The organism is Candidatus Poriferisocius sp. (genome assembly GCF_965208475.1).
In the GTDB taxonomy this organism is placed as follows: Bacteria; Actinomycetota; Acidimicrobiia; order Acidimicrobiales; family Bin134; genus Poriferisocius.
The window spans coordinates 3,287,000-3,304,732 of the sequence record NZ_OZ242338.1 but is presented as its reverse complement, the minus strand read 5'-3'; the positions used below and the strand labels follow the sequence as shown (position 1 = coordinate 3,304,732).

Below are 17,733 nucleotides of genomic sequence, written 5' to 3'. Positions count from 1 at the left end.
CCTGTTTGGCACCCGATATTTCCGATAGATCATGGGCGGGAGATTAGTTGGTGATGGTGGCTGTGGCTTTGGCTGTGTTGTTGGCGGCGCCGATGAGGTACACGATGTGGAACTCGATGTCCGCGTCGATGCCCGCGGTGGGCACGTTGACGGTTGCGGCGGTTTCGCCGCCTTTGATGGTGATGGTGATGACGCTGCCGAGGCGGCGGTCGTGGGCGACGGCGTAGTAGACGGTGACGTCGCGTTTTGAGCGGCAGCTCAGGCTGATCTCGAATTGGAGGTCTTGGCCTTGGCGGGCTGTGGCGTCGGCCACCGACACCCTGGGGCTGCCGGCGCAGTCTGGGATAGCGGGTTCGGGCGGCGGGTCGTCGTCGTCTGCGATCGGCGCGGCCCGCGACGCGTGGGTGCCGATGGTGTAGCCGCTGCCCGCCACCAGGGTGGCGGTGATCGACCCGTCGGGCTCATCCGCGCCGTCGTCTGTGGTGGCCACCGTCAGGGCGGCCTGGGTGGCACCTTGGGGGATCGTCACCGTCTGCGTGCCTGCTGTGACACCCCAGTCGCCTGATGAGGCGATGTCCACGGTGATGTCGAGAGCGACTGCGGCCGGCGACGACGCGGTGATGGTGAACACGGCGTCTGCGCCCTCGGTCCCGCCTGTGGCGGCGGTGATGTCGATCTCGGGGGGCGGGTCGTCGCTGTCGATGATGACGACGGTGGTGGACCCGTCGGCGCGCTCAACGCCGTCGGGACCCCACGAGATGCCCAGCGTGACCCCGGTTGTGCTGCCGTTCAGCGTCGGCGCCCGGGCGCCGGTCCCAAAAGACACAGTGATCTCGTGATCGTCCCAGTCGCTGTCGGCCAAAGCAGTCAACGCCAACTCGACGCGCTGGTCGCCGGGGCCGAAGACCACCTCGAAGTCGTTCGCGAACACCGCGTCTGGATCGTTGAGATCGCGCATCGTCCAATGCGTGCCCTCGTCGCCGCCGGTCACGCTCAACGGCACCGTAAGCGTCTCCCAGTCGCGCATCGTCCGCGTCAGACCGATGTTCAGCCCGGCCTGGTTGTCATAGCCGGTGCCGTCTTCCTCGATCGACCTCGAGAAGAAGATCATGTACACCGTCAACGGATCCACATCATCATCAGACACCCCCACCGACGCAGTTCCCTGCGCGGCAGAGACCGTGTACCCCGCATCCGCGCCCGGCGCGTCCAACGACACCGTGACAGAACCGTCGGCCTCGTCCACGGAGTCGCCGGTCGTGGCGACGGTGAGAGTCACCGTGCCGCCCGCAGGCACGTTCACGGTGCGCTGGCCGACCGTGGCCCCGTAATCGCCCGCCGCGGTTACCGTCACCGCCACCTGCACCGCCGCCGCAGGAGTGGCGGTAACCGTGAACACCGCGTCGGCCCCCTCAGTCACATCCCCAACAGCAGCGATGCTGACCTCGGGGATCACCAACGGCGGGTCGTCATCGTCGAGAACCTGCACCGTCTCCGACGCCAGCGGGCCGACCGTGTAACCGCTGCCCGCAACCAAAGCCGCGGTGACCGACCCATCGGGCTCGTCGACGCTGTCGCTCGCGGTAGCGATGGTCAGCGTCGCCGCTGAGGCACCCGATTGGATCGTCACGGTGCGCGTTCCAGGAGTGACGCCGAAATCGCCCGATGCGGTGATGGCCACGGCCACATCGAGGTCGGCCGTCGGCTGCGGCGCAGCGGTGATGGTGAACACCACATCAGTGCCCTCGGTCCCCCCTGAACTGGCCGTGATGTCCACCTGCGGCGGCGGATCGTCGTCGTCGGCCACGGCGACCGTGGCGGTCTTTTCAGCTCCTAGGTCGTAGCCGGCGCCGTCCACCACAGTCGCGGTGACCGACCCGTCCGGCTCGTCGACATTGTCATCCCGGGTCGCGACCGAGTAGACCGTGGCCGCGCCGCTCAGCACGACGGCTCGCCGCCCTACGCCATAGGCGTAGTCGCCGCTTTGGGAGACGTCCATGGTGACGGTGATCGGTCTTGTAGGTGCGGGGACCACGGTGACGATGAACGTCGCGGCGGCGCCCTCAGTGATGTCGCCGTCGGCGCCGATGCTGACCACCGGAAGGGTTTCGGTAACGGTGCCGGTGGCCGCGGGCACACGGAGGGCGTTCGCGGCGCCGGGGGCGTATGCCACCTGAAATTTCACCTTGTCGGAGTCCTTGGTGGGCACGCGCACCGTCGCGGATGTGTCGCCGGGCCCGAACGTGACGCTCCGGGTCGACCCGTCGATCTCGCTGCCGCGACCGATGTAATAGTGAGCCACCAAGGCACGGCTGAATCGGCAGCTGAGCGTGATGCGGAATTCGAGGTCCTCGCCCCGCGCCGCGGTGGCGTCGGCCACCGACACCGTCGGCCGGCCTTCGCACACCGGCGGGAGGTCGTTGTCGGCGATGGTGACGGTGACCGGCCCGCCCAACCCGAGGACGCCGGCGACGCCGGAATGGGTCGGTGCCCGGTCGCCGGTACCGAACGCGAACGTGATGGGCCGGTCGAACATGGCGTCGTCGTCTATCGCCTCGAAACGCATCACCGCGACGCGCCCGCCCGCTGTGAAATCAACCGCAGTGGCGCTGCCATAGCCGGCGCGCGTCACGCCCGGCCCGGCCGGATCGCCCAACAACCAGTCGCTGCCCGGCACACCCGTCACCGTGATCGGCACGCTGACCACCTCGCCGGCTACCAGCGCCCGGCTCAAAGCGATCTCCAAATCGGTCGCGCCCCCATTCTCAGAAATCGAGGCGTCCCCCGCCGACAAAGACACCGCCACCGGCACCAGGCCGCCGTCGTCGTCGGCCACCGCGACCGTCGCCGTGCTGCTGGTGCCCAGGTCGTAGGCGAGGCCGTCGACCACACTCACGATGACCTTCCCGTCGGGCTCGCCGAGCGAGTCATCTGTTGTCGCCACCGACAGCACAACTCGGCCCGAAGCGGGGACCGTCACCACCCGCGGGCCTTCAGCGACGCCGAACGCGCCTCGCTGGGCCACCATCACGCCCACCGCCAGATCAGCCGCCGGCGCCGGGTCGGCGGTGAGGGTGAATTCCGCCACCGAGCCCTCGGCGACGGCGTCGCCCGCGGCGATCGACACCCGAAGCCTCGCAGCGTCGTCGTCGAACACAGCCACGCTTGCTCTCGGCGGCGTCGGCGGCGTGTAATCAGCCCCCGCTGCGACCGTCACGGTGACCGACCCATCGGGCTCCGCAGCCGAGTCGCCGGTCGTCCTCACCGACAGAACGGCGTTGCCCGAAGCGGGAATGGTCACCGTCCGCACGCCGGTGGTGACACCGAAGGCACCCTGCTGGGCCACCGTCACGCCCACCGCCAGACCAGCCGACGGCACCGGAACGGCAGTGAGGGTGAACTCCGCCGCGGAACCCTCCGCCACGGCTGGGCCCCCGACGATGGAGACCACCGGGGCGGACTCGTCGTCGTCGATCCTCAACGAGATCGCTGCCGGGTCGGCCACGCCGTTGCCGCCGCCGCCGGTCGCGGACACCTCGAACGTCTTCGCCGCCGACCCGGAAAGCTCATACACATCGTTCTGCGACGCCGCGAACGCCACCGACCCCGAACTCGCCGTCGACCCCGCCGGAACCCTCAACACCGCCAGCGAGGCCAGCCACCCATCGCTGGCCACCGCCGGGGCGACAGCAGACGCAGACAGGTCGGCGGTCACATCCTCAGACGACAAGCCGCTGAGCTGTGCGGTAATCGCCGCCGAACCGCCCTCGACCACCGACGCGGCAGCATGCAGAGTCAATGTCGGCAGCGGATCGTCGTCGTCGATCGTCACTACAACCGGCTGCGACGCGGACCGGTACCCCCGCGGCAAAGCGCCCAGCATGACCGCGAACACCTCCTCCCCCTCGTGCACGACGTCTTGGGCGATCGAAATCTGGGCGGTCGCCGAAGACAACCCCTTCGGCACCGTGATCGACGCCGGCACTGTGTAGTCGGCGCCCGCCTCAGCGGTCACGCCAGCGAACGCCAGCGGGACCACCAGATCCTCAGTCGGCGCCGGGCCGCCCACCGACACCGCCACATCCACGCTCTTGCCCTCCGCAACGCTCGCCCCCGCAACCGTCAAAGTGACCGGCTCCGTCGGCCCGCGCGTGTGCCCCGTCACCTCGACGCCCCACAAGCTGATGACCTCCCCGAAGCCAGTGCCGCAGTACGGGCGGTTCCAGGATGGGAAACGGCCGCAGTCCGGCCAAGTCGGCATGTGCTGGACTCTCAGCTTCCACGCGCCCCTCGCGTTCTCGCCCAGATGGCGCGACGACCCGAAATCGAACGAGCCCCGCAACGAGCACCCGCCCGCCAAGCAATAGCTGGCTTCCGGCGCCAGGAGCGACTCGGCGCCCGACGGGGACACCAGCGTCCACCGGTAGTCGCGGACGTCCGCTATGTCGCCGGCGACGGTGACCTTGACGTGCTCGGTGAAATCGATGCTCGTCTGCAAATCCAACGTCAGCTCGATCTCCCCGCCGCGCCCCGGCAGCGGCACATCGCCGATGTGCGAAGCCGCGAAGGTCTGCATCGGGGGCAAAAGCGCCCAGGCGGCCGCGGCATCAACCGCGGCCTCGGCGTCAACCAAACCGAAGCCGTACCGGTGGCTGAACGAGTAGGACTCGGCCACCGGCCCCATAGAGCTGTACTTTCGAGCGCCGCTCAGCCAGTGGGAGTCCTGCGGGTCTACCTTGCGCGCCGTGTCGGCCAAGATCACCTTCACATCCCGCCACGTCAACTCGGCGTTCACGCTGCGCATCAGCGCGATCACCCCCGACACCATCGGCGCAGCCGCGCTGGTGCCCCCGAAGGTGTCGCTGTAGTGATTGTTGCCCACCGGCGCCAAGACCCCTGCTTGGCCGTCATCCCTTGACAACCCGCACACCCACAGATTGGGACCCTCCTCGGAGTAACTCGCCAATCTGCCCGTGGACGCCACCGCGCACACCGTGATCATGCCGCGATAGTTGTTCGCGGCCTCGAAGGCCGACCAGACGCGTCGTGTGTTAGCTTCGCGGCCGTTGCCGGCCGACTTCACATGGGGAGTCCCCTTGCCGCCGAACCCCAGTTCGAGGCTGGTCTCCAAAGCCCGCTGAAAGATCAAGCCCTCCGGAGCGAGCCCCTGCTGAGATCTCTTGCCGTAGCTGTGGTTGGCCACCGCCACCGTCTCCATGTTGAGTGTCAGCGCTTCGGCTTGCCTCGCGTCGGAATAGCTCCTCAACAGGCCGTAGTTCACCAGCGTGGCCCGGGGGGCGACGCCGCGCCCGCCCACCGCGTTGTCGCGGGCGCCCACAACCCCGGCAACCGCAGTGCCGTGAGAAATACCCCCTTCGCCTGGGGTGCAGCAGCCCCAGTTAGTGCTCCTCTGGGTGTCCACGTTGTCCCTGAGGTCCTCGTGGTCCGCATTCCAAGTGCCGTCCACCACCGCCACCGTCACCCCGGCCCCCATCGTCGTGGACCACACATCGCCGATGTTGATATCGATCACCGGATCCCAGGCCTGTAAACGGCGATCGGCAACGTCGTCATACCGGTAGTCGCCAGACGCGTCCAGATACCACTGGCAGCTCGACAGCTCGTCGGCCCAAAGGTCGGTGTACGCGTTGCACCGTCGCCTCGCAATCGCCGTCTTCGCGCGATGTCTGAACGAGTAACCCGACGAGACCTGCCCCACCTCGAATGGCGTGAACGTGTTGGGAACCGCGGCCTCGACACCCGGCTCGGCCGACAATGCGTCCGCCAGACGCAGCGATTCGGCGTCCGACACCGTCTTCACCAAGAAGGCGTTCGGCAGCTCGCCCAGCGGCGACACCTGCCCCGACGCGACACCGTGGCGGCCCCACACCGCCTCGATATCCGGCCCGCCCACCTCCGGAGCGAACAGCACGTTCACGCCGCCCACCAACAGATGCGGCTGTCCGGTGTCGGACACAAACCAGGTGCCCGGCGTCGCCGCCGCTGCGGCCCCCGCCGCCGAAGCCCCCGACGCGTTCCCGACCGCCCCCGGCGCATACGCGCTCGCCGCCGACGAAGCCGCCAACGACCGGGCATCGCCCAGCTCCGCTATCTCGGCCGCGTCCAACAGACGCAGCGGAGTCTCACGCCCGCCGTCGCGCATGACCCACACGCCGTCGGGCCCCACCAGGTCCAAGACACCCAACTCCTGCACGGCCTCGCCCAGTTCCGGACCGTCCAACCCGTCCTCAGGCGCCAAACCGTCCTCCAGAGCCAGCCCGTCCCCCGCACCCGGCGCGGCTTCCCGCGGCGCAACATCGCCGTCACGCGCTGAGAGCTCACCACCTGACGCGGGCGGCCCCGGCTCGACGGACCAGAGCGCGGCGCTGTACGACTCGCCCTCGGCGGCAAGCGGAACACGCGGCTGCTGCGCCGACGCCGATTGCGGTGACGCGCCCGCCGCGGGCACGGCCAACACCCCGCCCAACAGCGCCAACACCAAGCACAAGGCGTTGAATCGCACAACCCGGGCCTTGACCACCATGGTCCCTCAACCCTAATTCACTCACCGCAGCGAACCCGCAGACCACGCCCGCCAGACAACCAACGGCACTCTGACGCTCACGGCTTGACACGACAGCATCTGACAGGCCCCGCGGCGAGGAAGCCCGTGAGCAGGCAGCGGCCAAGCCGCTGCATGACCGCGGACGCCGGCGGAGCGGCACCCGTCGCCGACGGATCAGTCGGTGATGGTGGACGTCGCCTTGGCCGTGTTGTTGGCGGCGCCGATCGTGTACAGCACATGAAACCCGATGGCCTTGTCCACCCCGGCGGTGGGCACGCTCACGGCGGCGTCGGTGTCGCCGCCGGCGATGGTGACGATGTCGCCCGCGCTGAAGCTGCCGCCGTGGGAGATGAAGTAGTAGACGGTGACCGCACCACTCGAGCGGCAGCTCAGGCTGATCACGAACTCGAGGTCATCGCCTCGTGCGGCTGTCGCGTCGGCGACCGAGACCGTCGGCTTGCCGGTGCAGTCGGCGACGGCGGGCTCGGGCGGCGGATCGTCGTCATCAGCGATCTGCGCTGTCTGCGTCGATTGCCGGCCGACGGTGTAGCCGCTGCCCGCCCTCAGCGTCGCGGTGATCGACCCGTCCGGCTCGTCGACGCTGTCATCGGTCGTGGCCACCGTCAGGGTGGCCTGGATGGCGCCTTGGGGGATCGTCGCGGTGCGCGTGCCGGTGGTTGCGCCCCAGTCGCCGGTTGAGGCGATGTCCACGGTGATGTCGAGAGCGGCTGTTGCGGGCGCCGACGCGGTGACCGTGAACGTCGCAGCCGTGCCCTCGGTGCCGCCCGTCGCGGCGGTGACGTTGATCTCCGGCGGCGGCTCGTCGCTGTCGATGATGACCACGGTGGTGGACCCGTCGGCGCGCTCGACGCCGTCGGGACCCCACGAGATCCCCAAGATCACACCCTCGGTGCTGCCGTTCAGCGTCGCCGCCCGGCTGCCGGTGCCATACCACACAGTGATCTCCTGATCGACCCAGTCGCTGTCATCCACAGCCGTCAACGCCAACTCGACGCGCTGATCGCCCGGCCCGAAGGTCACCTCGAAGTCGTTCGCGAACACCGCGTCGGGATCATGGAGATCACGCATCGTCCAATGCGTGCCCTCATCGCCGCCAGTCACCCGCAACGGCACCGTGACCGTCTCCCACGACCGCAACGTGCGCGTCAAACCGATGTTCAGCCCCGCCTGATTGTCATAGCCGGTGCCGTCCTCGTCGATCGACCTCGAAAAGAAGATCATGTACACCGTCAACGGATCCACATCATCATCGGACACCGCCACCGTGGCTGTGCCCTGTACAGCGGAAATCGTGTAGCCCGCATCCACCGCGGGCGCGTCCAAAGAGACCGACACCGATCCGTCGGCCTCGTCGACGCCGTCGTCGACAGTTGGGATGGTGAGCGTCGCCGTCGCCGCGTCCGCCGCGAAGCTCACCGTCTGCGAACCGACCGCGGCACCCCAGTCGCCCTGCGACGACACCATGACAGCCACATCGAGCCCTGCGGTCGGCGGCGGATCAGCGATCAGCGTGAACACCGCGCCGCCGCCCTCGCTCACATCGCCGCCCGCCGCGACGGAGACCACAGGCACCACCACCGGCACCGGCACATCCGGCGGCACCGGAACGTCCTGCGGGGTCGCCGGGGCATCGTCCGGCGGCACCGGAACATCCTGCGGCATCGCCGGGGCATCGTCCGGCGTCGTCGGGGCCTGCGCGGCTTCGAGCGCGGTGAGCTCGACGACTACCTCGTCCCACACCGGGCTGCTGTGAGTGTCAGCCATCTGCTGGGCCTGGGCGGCGGTCATCGCGCCACCCGCAACGCCAGCTGCGTCGAGCACCCCGAACGCGACCAGCACCCGCTGCCAGCGATTCACATGCGCCGAGCCGTGATGGGTCTGCGAAGCCAGGTACTCCACCTTCGCTACCACACCGGGATCGACCGTGTAACCCTGCGGCGCCGCGTCGCCTTCGCCGTCGCCGCTGTCGTCGAGGGACCCGGTCGGCTCGTCGTCGTCGACAATGTCCGCGCTCAGCGACGACACCGCGCCCACCGTGTACCCGTCGCCGGGCTGCACGCTCACGGTGACCAACCCGTCCGCCTCATCGACATCATCGTCTGTGGTCGCGACCGTCACCGTCGCAGAGCCGCCAGCGCCGATCGTGACCGTACGCGACCCGACCGCCGCGCCGAAATCGCCCGAACCGGTCACCTCGACAGTCACATCGAGATCGGCCTGAGGCGCCGGGACAGCCGACAGCGTGAACACCGCATCAGTGCCCTCGGTGCCGCCCGACGCCGCAGACACCGACACCGCCGGCTCCGGCGTGTCCGCGTCGCTGGTGATCCCCCCCGCCCGCTGCCCGGCCGGATCCAGAGGGCAATACGGCTCACCGTCAGCAGTGTCGATCCCCGACTTGTCCCCACAATACTTCAACACCGGATACTGCGACGACGACCCGAAATCCCACGGATCATCACCGGGGCCGATCTCGTCCCAGTCCGCGTAGATGCCCGTATAACCCGTGGGGGCCTGCAACTGCGCCGTCGTGTAGCCCACCCCCAACCCCGGGCTAGCCGCCTGACCGGATGTCTCCACATCCCAGTAATTCGAACCCTCACCAGACGGGATGGGCGAGTGGATGATCTGACCGCCCAGCCCGCCGACGTTGATGGCTCCCTGCGGCGCCGAGACCTGCCCGATCGCGTAGCTGGCACGCGGCCAGTCGACCAGAGCGGGTGCCCACATCGATCCGAGCAAGCCGCCGACAGATCTCACGAACACGCCGTCCACCGTGCATCTGCTTGTTCCGGTGGCGGTCACCGAACCGGTGGCATAGGCCGCCCGGATGTGGCCGTCGATCCGCCGCCCGATGAGCCCTCCCCCTACGCAGTGTGCCGTCACGTCGCCGGTGGCGTAGCTCGCAATAGCACCGGGTCCCGCGTTGAGGATCCCGATCAAGCCGCCCACAAGCGCCATGCCGGTCACGTCGCCGGTGGCGTAGCTCTCGACCACAGCGCTGAAGTTCCAGCTCGCCCCGACCAGGCCCCCGACTTCGGTCCTGCTGCCGGTCACGTCGACATCGGACCACACACCGCTGACAATGCCCCCCTCCACCGTGCCTGCCAACGCCCCCACATGACGGTTGCCGCGCACCCCGCTGTCGGAGTTGGGGGCCGGCAGCCCCACATTGCGCACATGCCCGCCAGGGCCGACATAGCCGAACAGCCCCACATACCGCCGATCAGGATCGTCGATGAACAAATTCGAGATCGTGCGGCCGTTGCCCTCGAACACCGCAGTGAACATGCGAGCACGCGAATTTGGCCCGCTAGTACCCGCGTAGTCCATAAAACGCCAATCCGTATCCCAATCGCGGATCGCCTCGCCGCCCATCAACGGGAACCAGCCCAGGCCGCCGTTCCAGAAGGCGTCACCCGCGTCGGCCTGCCCGTTGGCGTTGGTGTCGAAGTCCAAGTCCGCGGCCAGCTCATAGCCGACACACCCATCAGACGTGCAGCCCATGCCCGCCACCGCGTTCGGGAACGCTGCCGCATGCTTCGTAGCGCCGTCGGGGTCATGACCGGTGCGGCCCGCACTATCGGGCGGATACACGTCGGCTGCGCCGTCGCCGTCGAGATCCCACCGGATCGCGTTCAACTGCGCCAAGCTCGACACCTCGATCAAACCGTCATCATCAACGTCGTAATCCACCGCCGGAGGGGGATTCTGCGCCCACGCCGGACCCGCCGACACTGGCACCACCAACCCAGCCGCCAACACCACAGCCGCCAAACCCTTGGCAACCACACCGCCGATCCTCATTAACAACCTCATTAACAACCTCTCTTCGATTAGGGGGACTTCAGTCAGGGGGTGATGGTGGCTTTGGCTTGGGCGGTGTAGTTGGCGGCGCCGATGAGGTACACGATGTGGAACTCGATGTCCGCGTCGATGCCCGCGGTGGGCACGTTGACGGTGGCACCGGTTTCACCGCCTTTGATGGTGATGGTGATGACGCTGCCGAGGCGGCGGTCGTGGGCGACGGCGTAGTAGACGGTGACGTCGCCCGTCGAGCGGCAGCTCAAGCTGATCACGAACTGGAGGTCTTCATCTTGTTGTGCGGTGGCGTCGGCCACGGTCACGGTGGGCTTGCCGGCGCAATCGGCGATTTCGGGCTCAGGGGGCGGGTCGTCGTCAGCCACTGCCGCGGTGGCGGTGTTCTGGGTGGGCGACACGGTGTATCCCGCGTCGGCGGCGGGCGCGTCGAGGGTGGCGGTGACAGAGCCGTCGGCCTCGTCGACGCCGTCGCCGGTGGTGGCCACGGTGAATGTCGCGGTTCCGCCGGCGGGGATGTCGATGGTGCGCGGCCCGGTTGTGGCGCCGTAGTCGCCGGTCGCGGTGACCGTGACCGCTACCTGTGTCGCCGCGGCGGGATCAGCGGTGACAGTGAACGCGGCTGCGGCGCCCTCGGTTATGGCGCCAGCGGAGGTGATGGAGATCACGGGAATGACGGGGGGCGGGTCGTCGTCGTCGGCGATCGGCGCGGCCCGCGACGCCTGTTGTCCGATGGTGTAGCCGCTGCCCGCCACCAGGGTGGCGCTGATGGAGCCGTCGGGCTCGTCGGCGCCGTCGTCGACCGTGGCGACGGTGAGGATGGCCTCGGTGGCGCCGGATGGGATCGTGGCGGTGCGCGCTCCGGTGGTTGCGCCCCAGTCGCCGGTTGAGGCTATGTCCACGCTCACGTCGAGGTCGGCTGTTGTGGGTGCCGACGCGGTGATGGTGAACACAGCGTCGGTTCCCTCGATCCCGCCCACGGCGGCGGTGATGTCGACCTGCGGGGGCGGTTCGTCGCTGTCGATGATCACCACCGTGGTGGAACCGTCGGCACGCTCGACGCCGTCGGGACCCCACGAGATCCCCAACGTCACCCCCTCGGTGCTGCCGTTCAGCGTCGGCGCCCGACTGCCGGTCCCATAGGACACAGTGATCTCTTGGTCGACCCAGTCGCTGTCAGCCACAGCCGTCAACACCAACTCAGCACGCTGATCACCCGGCTCCAACACAACACCGTCGACACCCGGCCCGAACCTCACCTCGAACTCATTCGCGAACACCGCATCGGGATCGTTCAGATCGCGCATCGTCCAATGCGTGCCCTCATCGCCGCCGGTCACGCTCAACGGCACCGTGAGCGTCTCCCAAGACCGCAAAGCACGCGTCGGGGCGATTCTCAGGTGCGCCTGATTGTCATCGCCGGCGCCGTCCTCGGCGATCGACCTCGCAAAGAAAATCATGTACACCGTCAACGGATCCACATCATCATCGGACACCGCCACGGTGGCCTCGCCCTGGGAAGCCGACACCTCATAACCAGCGTCCGCGCCCGGCGCGTCCAGCGCGGCGGTGACCGAGCCGTCGGCCTCGTCTGTGCTGTCGCCCGCAGTGGCGATGGTGAGCGTCGCGCTGCCGCCCGCAGGCACGTTTACGGTGCGCGCCCCGGCCGTGGCCCCGTAGTCGCCCGCCGCGGTCACCGTCACCGCCACCTGCACCGCCGCCGCGGGGGTGGCGGTAACCGTGAACACCGCGTCGGCCCCCTCGGTGACGCCGCCTGCCGCCGCGATGCTGATCTCGGGGATCACCAGCGGCGGGTCGTCATCGTCGAGAACCTGCACCGTCTGCGACGCCAGCGGGCCGACCGTGTAGCCGGTGCCAGCGGTCAGCGTGGCAGTGACGCTGCCGTCGGGCTCGTCGTCGCCGTCGTCTGCGGTGGCGATGTTCAGCGTCGCCTGGGTGGTGCCCGACAAGATCACTGCGGTGCGCATTCCGGCGGTGACGCCGAAATCGCCCGATGCGGTGATCTCCACGGCCACATCGAGGTTGGCCGCCGGCTGCGGCGTCGCGGTGAAGGTGAACACCACATCAGTGCCCTCGGTTCCCCCCGAGCTGGCCGTGATGTCCACCTGCGGCGGCGGGTCGTCGTCGTCGGCCACGCTGACCGTCGCAGTGCTGCTAGTGCCCACGTCGTAGCCGGGGCCGTCTGCCAGTGTCGCCTTCACTGACCCATCTGCCTCAACTATCGCATCGTTGGAGGTCGCAACCGCAAACGTCGCCGACCCCTGGGTCGGGACCGTCACCGTCCGGGCGCCTGTCGTCGCACCGAAGTCCCCGACGGCTGACACCGACACCGACACCGCGACCGGACTCGCCGGCACGGGAACCATGGTCACAGTGAACGACGCTTTGTGGCCCTCGGTGATGTCTGCACCGGCTGCGATGGTCACCACCGGCGGGGGATCGTCGTCGTCGGCGACGCTGACCGTCGCGGTGCTGCTGGTGCCCAGGTCGTAGCCTGCGCCGTCGACCAGCGTGGCGGTGATCGAGCCGTCGGCCTCGTCGATGCTGTCGTCGCGGGTCGGGACGGAGAAAGTCGCCGTGCCGCCGCTCAGCACGACGGTCCGCTGTTGCGTGGAAGCAGCGAAATCGCCGGTCTGCGCGATGTCCACGGTGACGGTGAGCGGGCTCGCCGGCGCGGGAACCGCGGTGACGGTGAACGACGCGCTGGCACCCTCGGTGATGTCGGCACCGGGGGCGATGCTTACCACCGGCACGCTGTCTTCCGACGCTGTGTCTGCCGTAGAAGTGTCGGTGACGGTGCCGGTGGCCGCGGGCACACTGAGGGCGTTCGCGGCGCCCGGCGCGTATGCCACCTGAAATTTCACCTTGTCGGAGTCTTTGGTGGGCACGCTCACCGTCGCGTGCGTGTCGCCGGGCCCGAATGTGACGCTTCGGGTCGACCCGTCGATCTCGCTGCCGCGACCGATGTAGTAGTGGGCCACCACGGCACGGCTGGACCGGCAACTGAGGGTGATGTGGAATTCGAGGTCTTCGCCCCGCACCGCCGTGGCGTCGGCCACCGACACCGTCGGCCTTCCGTCGCACACCGGCGGGAGGTCGTTGTCGGCGATAGTGATGGTGACCGGCCCGCCTACTGTGAGGCCGCCGGCGACGCCGACATGGGTCACAGCTCTGGTTCCGGTGCCGAACGCGAACGTGATGGGCCGGTCGAACTCAGCGTCGTCGTCTATCGCCTCGAAGCGCATCACCGCTGTCCGCCCGCCGGCGCTGAACTCCACCGCGGTGGCCTTGCCGTAACCCGTGCGCACCACGCCCGGCCCGGCCGGGTCGCCCAACAACCAGTCGCTGCCCGGCACACCCGACACCGTTATCGGCACGCTCACCGTCTCGCCGGCCCTTAACGCCCGGCTCAAAGCGATCTCCACATCGGTGGCGCCGCCGTTCTCAGACACCGACGCGTCCGCCGCCGACAACGACACCGCCACCGGCACCGGGCCACCGTCATCGTCGGCGACGGCGACGGTTGCGGCCGCTTCCTCGACGGTCGCGGACGCGGCAAGGTCGCCGTCGGCCCCGACGGTTGCGGTCGCGGAAGCATCGATGTCGTAGGCGAGGCCGTCGAAAACCGTGACGGTGACCGACCCGTCGGGCTCGCCGAACGAGTCGCCGGTTGTCGCGACCAAAAGCACAACGCGGCCCGAAGCGGGAATGGTGACCATCCGGTTGCCTTCTACAACGCCGAACGAGCCCTGCTGGTACACCTCCACGCTCACCGCCAGATCGGCCAATGGCACCGGGTCAGCGGTGAGGGTGAACTCCGCGGCGGAACCCTCGCTGACGGCATCGCCGGCGGTGATCGAGACCCGCGGCCTCGGACTTTCGTCGTCGAACACGGCCACGCTCGCCGACGCCGACGCCGACGGCGTGTAATCGGCACCGGCGACAACCGTCACGGTGACCGACCCGTCGGGCTCTGCTGTCGAGTCGTCAGTGGTCATCACAGCCAGAACGGCGCGGCCCGATGCGGGGATCGTGACCGTCCGCGCCCCGACGACGACGCCGAATGCTCCCCCTTGAGCCACCATCACGCTCACCGCCAGATCGGCCGACGGCACTGGGTCAGCGGTGAAGGTGAACTCCGCCGTGGAACCCTCGGAGACGGCGGGGCCCGCCGCCATGGAGACCACCGGGGCGGACTCGTCGTCGTCGATCCTTATGGTGATCGGCGCCGGGTCGGCGACGCCGTGGCCGACGCTGGCGGCGGACGCGGACACCTCGAACGTCTTCGCCGTCGACCCGGCGACCTCGTACTCATCGTTCTGCGACGCGGTGAACACCACCGATCCCGAACTGGCAGTCGAGCCCGCCGGGATCGTCAACACAGCCGGCGAGCCCAGCAGCGACCCATCGCCGGCGACCGCCGGCGCCACTGCCGCCGCAAACAGGTTGGCGGTCACGTCGGTGGACGACACACTGCTGAGCTGCGCGGTGACATCCACCGAGCCGCCCTCGGCCACCGACGCGGCGGCGAGCAGAGTCATCACCGGCGGCGGATCGTCATCGTCGATCGTCACCACCACTGGCTTCGACGAGGAGTGGTGCGTGCGCGGCAAGGAGCCCAACCCGACCTTGAACGTCTCGGGGCCCTCGTGGACGGTGTCTTGGGTGATCGAAATCTGGGCGGTCGCCGAAGACGACCCCTTCGGCACTGTGATCGAAGCGGGCGCCGAGAAATCGACGCCCGTCTCAGCAGTCACGCCGGTGAGCACCAGCGGGACCACCAGATCCTCGGTCGGCGCCGGGCCGCCCACAGACACCGTCACATCGACGCTCCCGCCCTCTGAGGCGCTCGGCGCCGAGACCGACAGCGTGACCGGCTCCGACGGGGCGGTGGAGTGCCCGGTCACCTCGATGCTCCACGCGCTGATGACCTCCCTGTAGCTGTCGTCGCAGTACCTTTTATACCGAGCCTGGAGATCCAAATTGGGATAGTACGGGTTGAACAATGCAGCAGGGCCCCCGGCGCAATTCGGCCTGTTCGGCTCATTCCGGATTCTCAGCTTCCACGTGCCCTCCGGGTTCTCGCCAAGATGGCGCGACGACCCGAAATCGAACGAGCCTCGCAACGAGCACTTACCGGCGTCGCACCAGTTGGTCGGCACCGACAGGATCGACTCGGCGCCCGACGGCGACACCAGCGTCACCCGGTAGTCGCGGATATTGGACACGTCGCCAGCGACGGCGACCTTGACGTGCTCTGTGAAGTCGATGGCCGAAGACACGCCCAGGGCCAGCTCGATCTCCTCGCCTCGCGCCGGCAGCGCCACATCGCCGGTATGCGACGCGGTGGCGGTCCGCATCGGGGGCAAAAGCGTCCAGCCCGACGCGGCGTCCACGGCGGCCTTGGCATCCACCAGGCCGAAGCCGTAGCTGTGGCTGAACGAGTACGGATCTGCCTCAGGCCCCGTCGAGCTGTACTTCTGAGCGCCGCTGAGCCAGCTCGAGTGCTCCGGGTCGTTCTTCTGCGCGGTGTCGGCCAAGATCACCTTCACGTCGCGCCAGGTGAGGTTGGCGTTCACGCTGCGCATCAGCGCGATCACCCCCGACACGATCGGCGCAGCCGCGCTGGTCCCGCCGAAATGGGCGGTGTAGTGATCATCGCCATCCTCGCCTATCGGCGCCAGGATCCCCGCCTGGCCCCTATCGCTCGTCGGCGCGCACACCCACAGGCTGGGGCCCTTCTCGGAGTAATACGCCAAACTGCCCGCCGAGTTCACCGCGCACGCCGAGATCACGCCGCGGTAGTTGTTCGCGGCGTCAAGGCTCGCCCATTGCCAATCGCTTATGCCGCCGTTGCCGGCTGCCTGCACGTGGGAAGTCCCCTTGCCGCCGAACCCCTGTTCGAGGCTGGTCTCCAAGGCCGCCTGCCACAACCTGTCCCTCGGAGCTAATCCCCGGCGGTGCATGCCGTAGCTGTGGTTGGACACTGCCACGGTCTCCATGTTGAGCGTCTTCGCCGCGACTGCATTCGCCGAGGATATGCAGTCCATGAAATTGTAGTTGACCAACGTGGCACGGGGCGCGACGCCGCGCCCGCCCACCGTGTTGTCGCGGGCGCCCACAACCCCGGCAACCGAGGTTCCGTGACTATTGCGTATCCGCTGCCCGGTGTAGCCGCACCAGTACTGGCTCCTCGCAGAGTCCACATTGTCGACGAGATCCTCGTGGGCCCGATTCCAAGTTGTGTCCACCACAGCAACTGTGACTCCAGCCCCCATCGTCGTGGACCACACGTCGCCGAGGTTGATGTCGATGCTGGGATCGCTGACTTTCAATGTCTCCCGATGCCGGTAAAATCTGAAGTCGCCGGACGCGTCGAGGTGCCACTGGCAGCTCGACAGCTCGTCGGCCCAAAGGTCGGGAGATGCGTTGCACCGCCGCTCCGCATCCGCCGTCAGCTCAGCACCGCTCGGGAAGGGCCCTAGCGAGCCCGACGAGAACGGCGTGAACGTATTGGGAACCGCGGTGTCCACACCGGGCTCGGCCGACAACGCGTCGGCCAGACGCAGCGACTCGGCGTCCGACACCGTCTTCACCAAGAACCCGTTGGGCAACTGGCCCAGCGGCGACACCTGCCCCGGCGCGACACCGTGGCGATCCCACACCGCATCGATCGCCGGCCCGGCCATATGCGAACCGAACAGCACATTCACACCGCCCACCAACAGATGCGGCTGCCCGGTGTCGGACACGAACCAGGTGCCCGGATTCGCCGCCGAACCCGCCCCCGACGCCGAAGCCCCCGACGCGTTCCCAGCCGCCCCCGGCGCATACGCCGTCGCGGCGGTAGACGCCGCCAACGACCGGGCATCGCCCAGCTCCGCAACCTCCGACTCGTCCAACAAGCGCAACGGAACCCCACGGCCACCGTCATCCATGGTCCAAACGCCGTCGGGACCCACCAAATCCAAGACGCCCAACTCCGCGACAGCCTCGCCCAGCCCCGGACCGTCCAACCCGTCCTCAGGAGCCAGACCGTCCCCAGCGCCAAGCTCCCCGCCCTCGCCTTCCAACCCATCCCCGGCACTGAACTCCCCGCCCTCCGGCGGCGGCGCCTCAGCCCCGACCACGACGGAGTCGCCCCCCGTGGCAAACGCCGACTCGAACTGTGCCGCCGGCGGGTGCGGCCCCGGCTCCGCGCCTTCGGCGAGCGCGCCGTTCAGCACCCCGCCCAAAAGCGCCAACACCAAGCCCACTGCCCCTAACCGCAGCACCATAAACCTACCGACTCCCCGCCTTTTCCTCAC

General features: G+C 68.5%; 3 protein-coding genes. All 3 read right to left on the bottom strand.

Going from position 1 to position 17,733, the window contains the following annotated elements; translation table 11 throughout:
- Positions 1-43: 43 nt before the first annotated feature.
- The 3 genes from ACOGXA_RS15490 to ACOGXA_RS15480 all read right to left on the bottom strand — a co-directional run bounded on the left by ACOGXA_RS15490 (position 44) and on the right by ACOGXA_RS15480 (position 17,682).
- Entirely contained in the window at positions 44-6,544 is a 6,501-nt protein-coding gene (locus ACOGXA_RS15490; protein ID WP_419924748.1) for a S8 family serine peptidase, read from the bottom strand.
- A gap of 195 nt (positions 6,545-6,739) precedes the next feature.
- Positions 6,740-10,393: a hypothetical protein gene (locus ACOGXA_RS15485; protein WP_419924747.1), complete on the bottom strand. Its 3,654-nt coding sequence runs from the start codon at positions 10,391-10,393 to the stop codon at positions 6,740-6,742.
- 44 nt (positions 10,394-10,437) lie between these two features.
- Entirely contained in the window at positions 10,438-17,682 is a 7,245-nt protein-coding gene (locus ACOGXA_RS15480; RefSeq protein WP_419924746.1) for a S8 family serine peptidase, read from the bottom strand.
- Between the last annotated feature and the right edge of the window lie 51 nt (positions 17,683-17,733).

What these genes read in the sequence shown, in the direction of transcription:
- ACOGXA_RS15490 (WP_419924748.1), bottom strand. Translation starts at nt 6,544, where the DNA reads ATGGTGGTCAAGGCCCGGGTTGTGCGATTCAACGCCTTGTGCTTGGTG.
- ACOGXA_RS15485 (WP_419924747.1), bottom strand. Translation starts at nt 10,393, where the DNA reads ATGAGGATCGGCGGTGTGGTTGCCAAGGGTTTGGCGGCTGTGGTGTTG.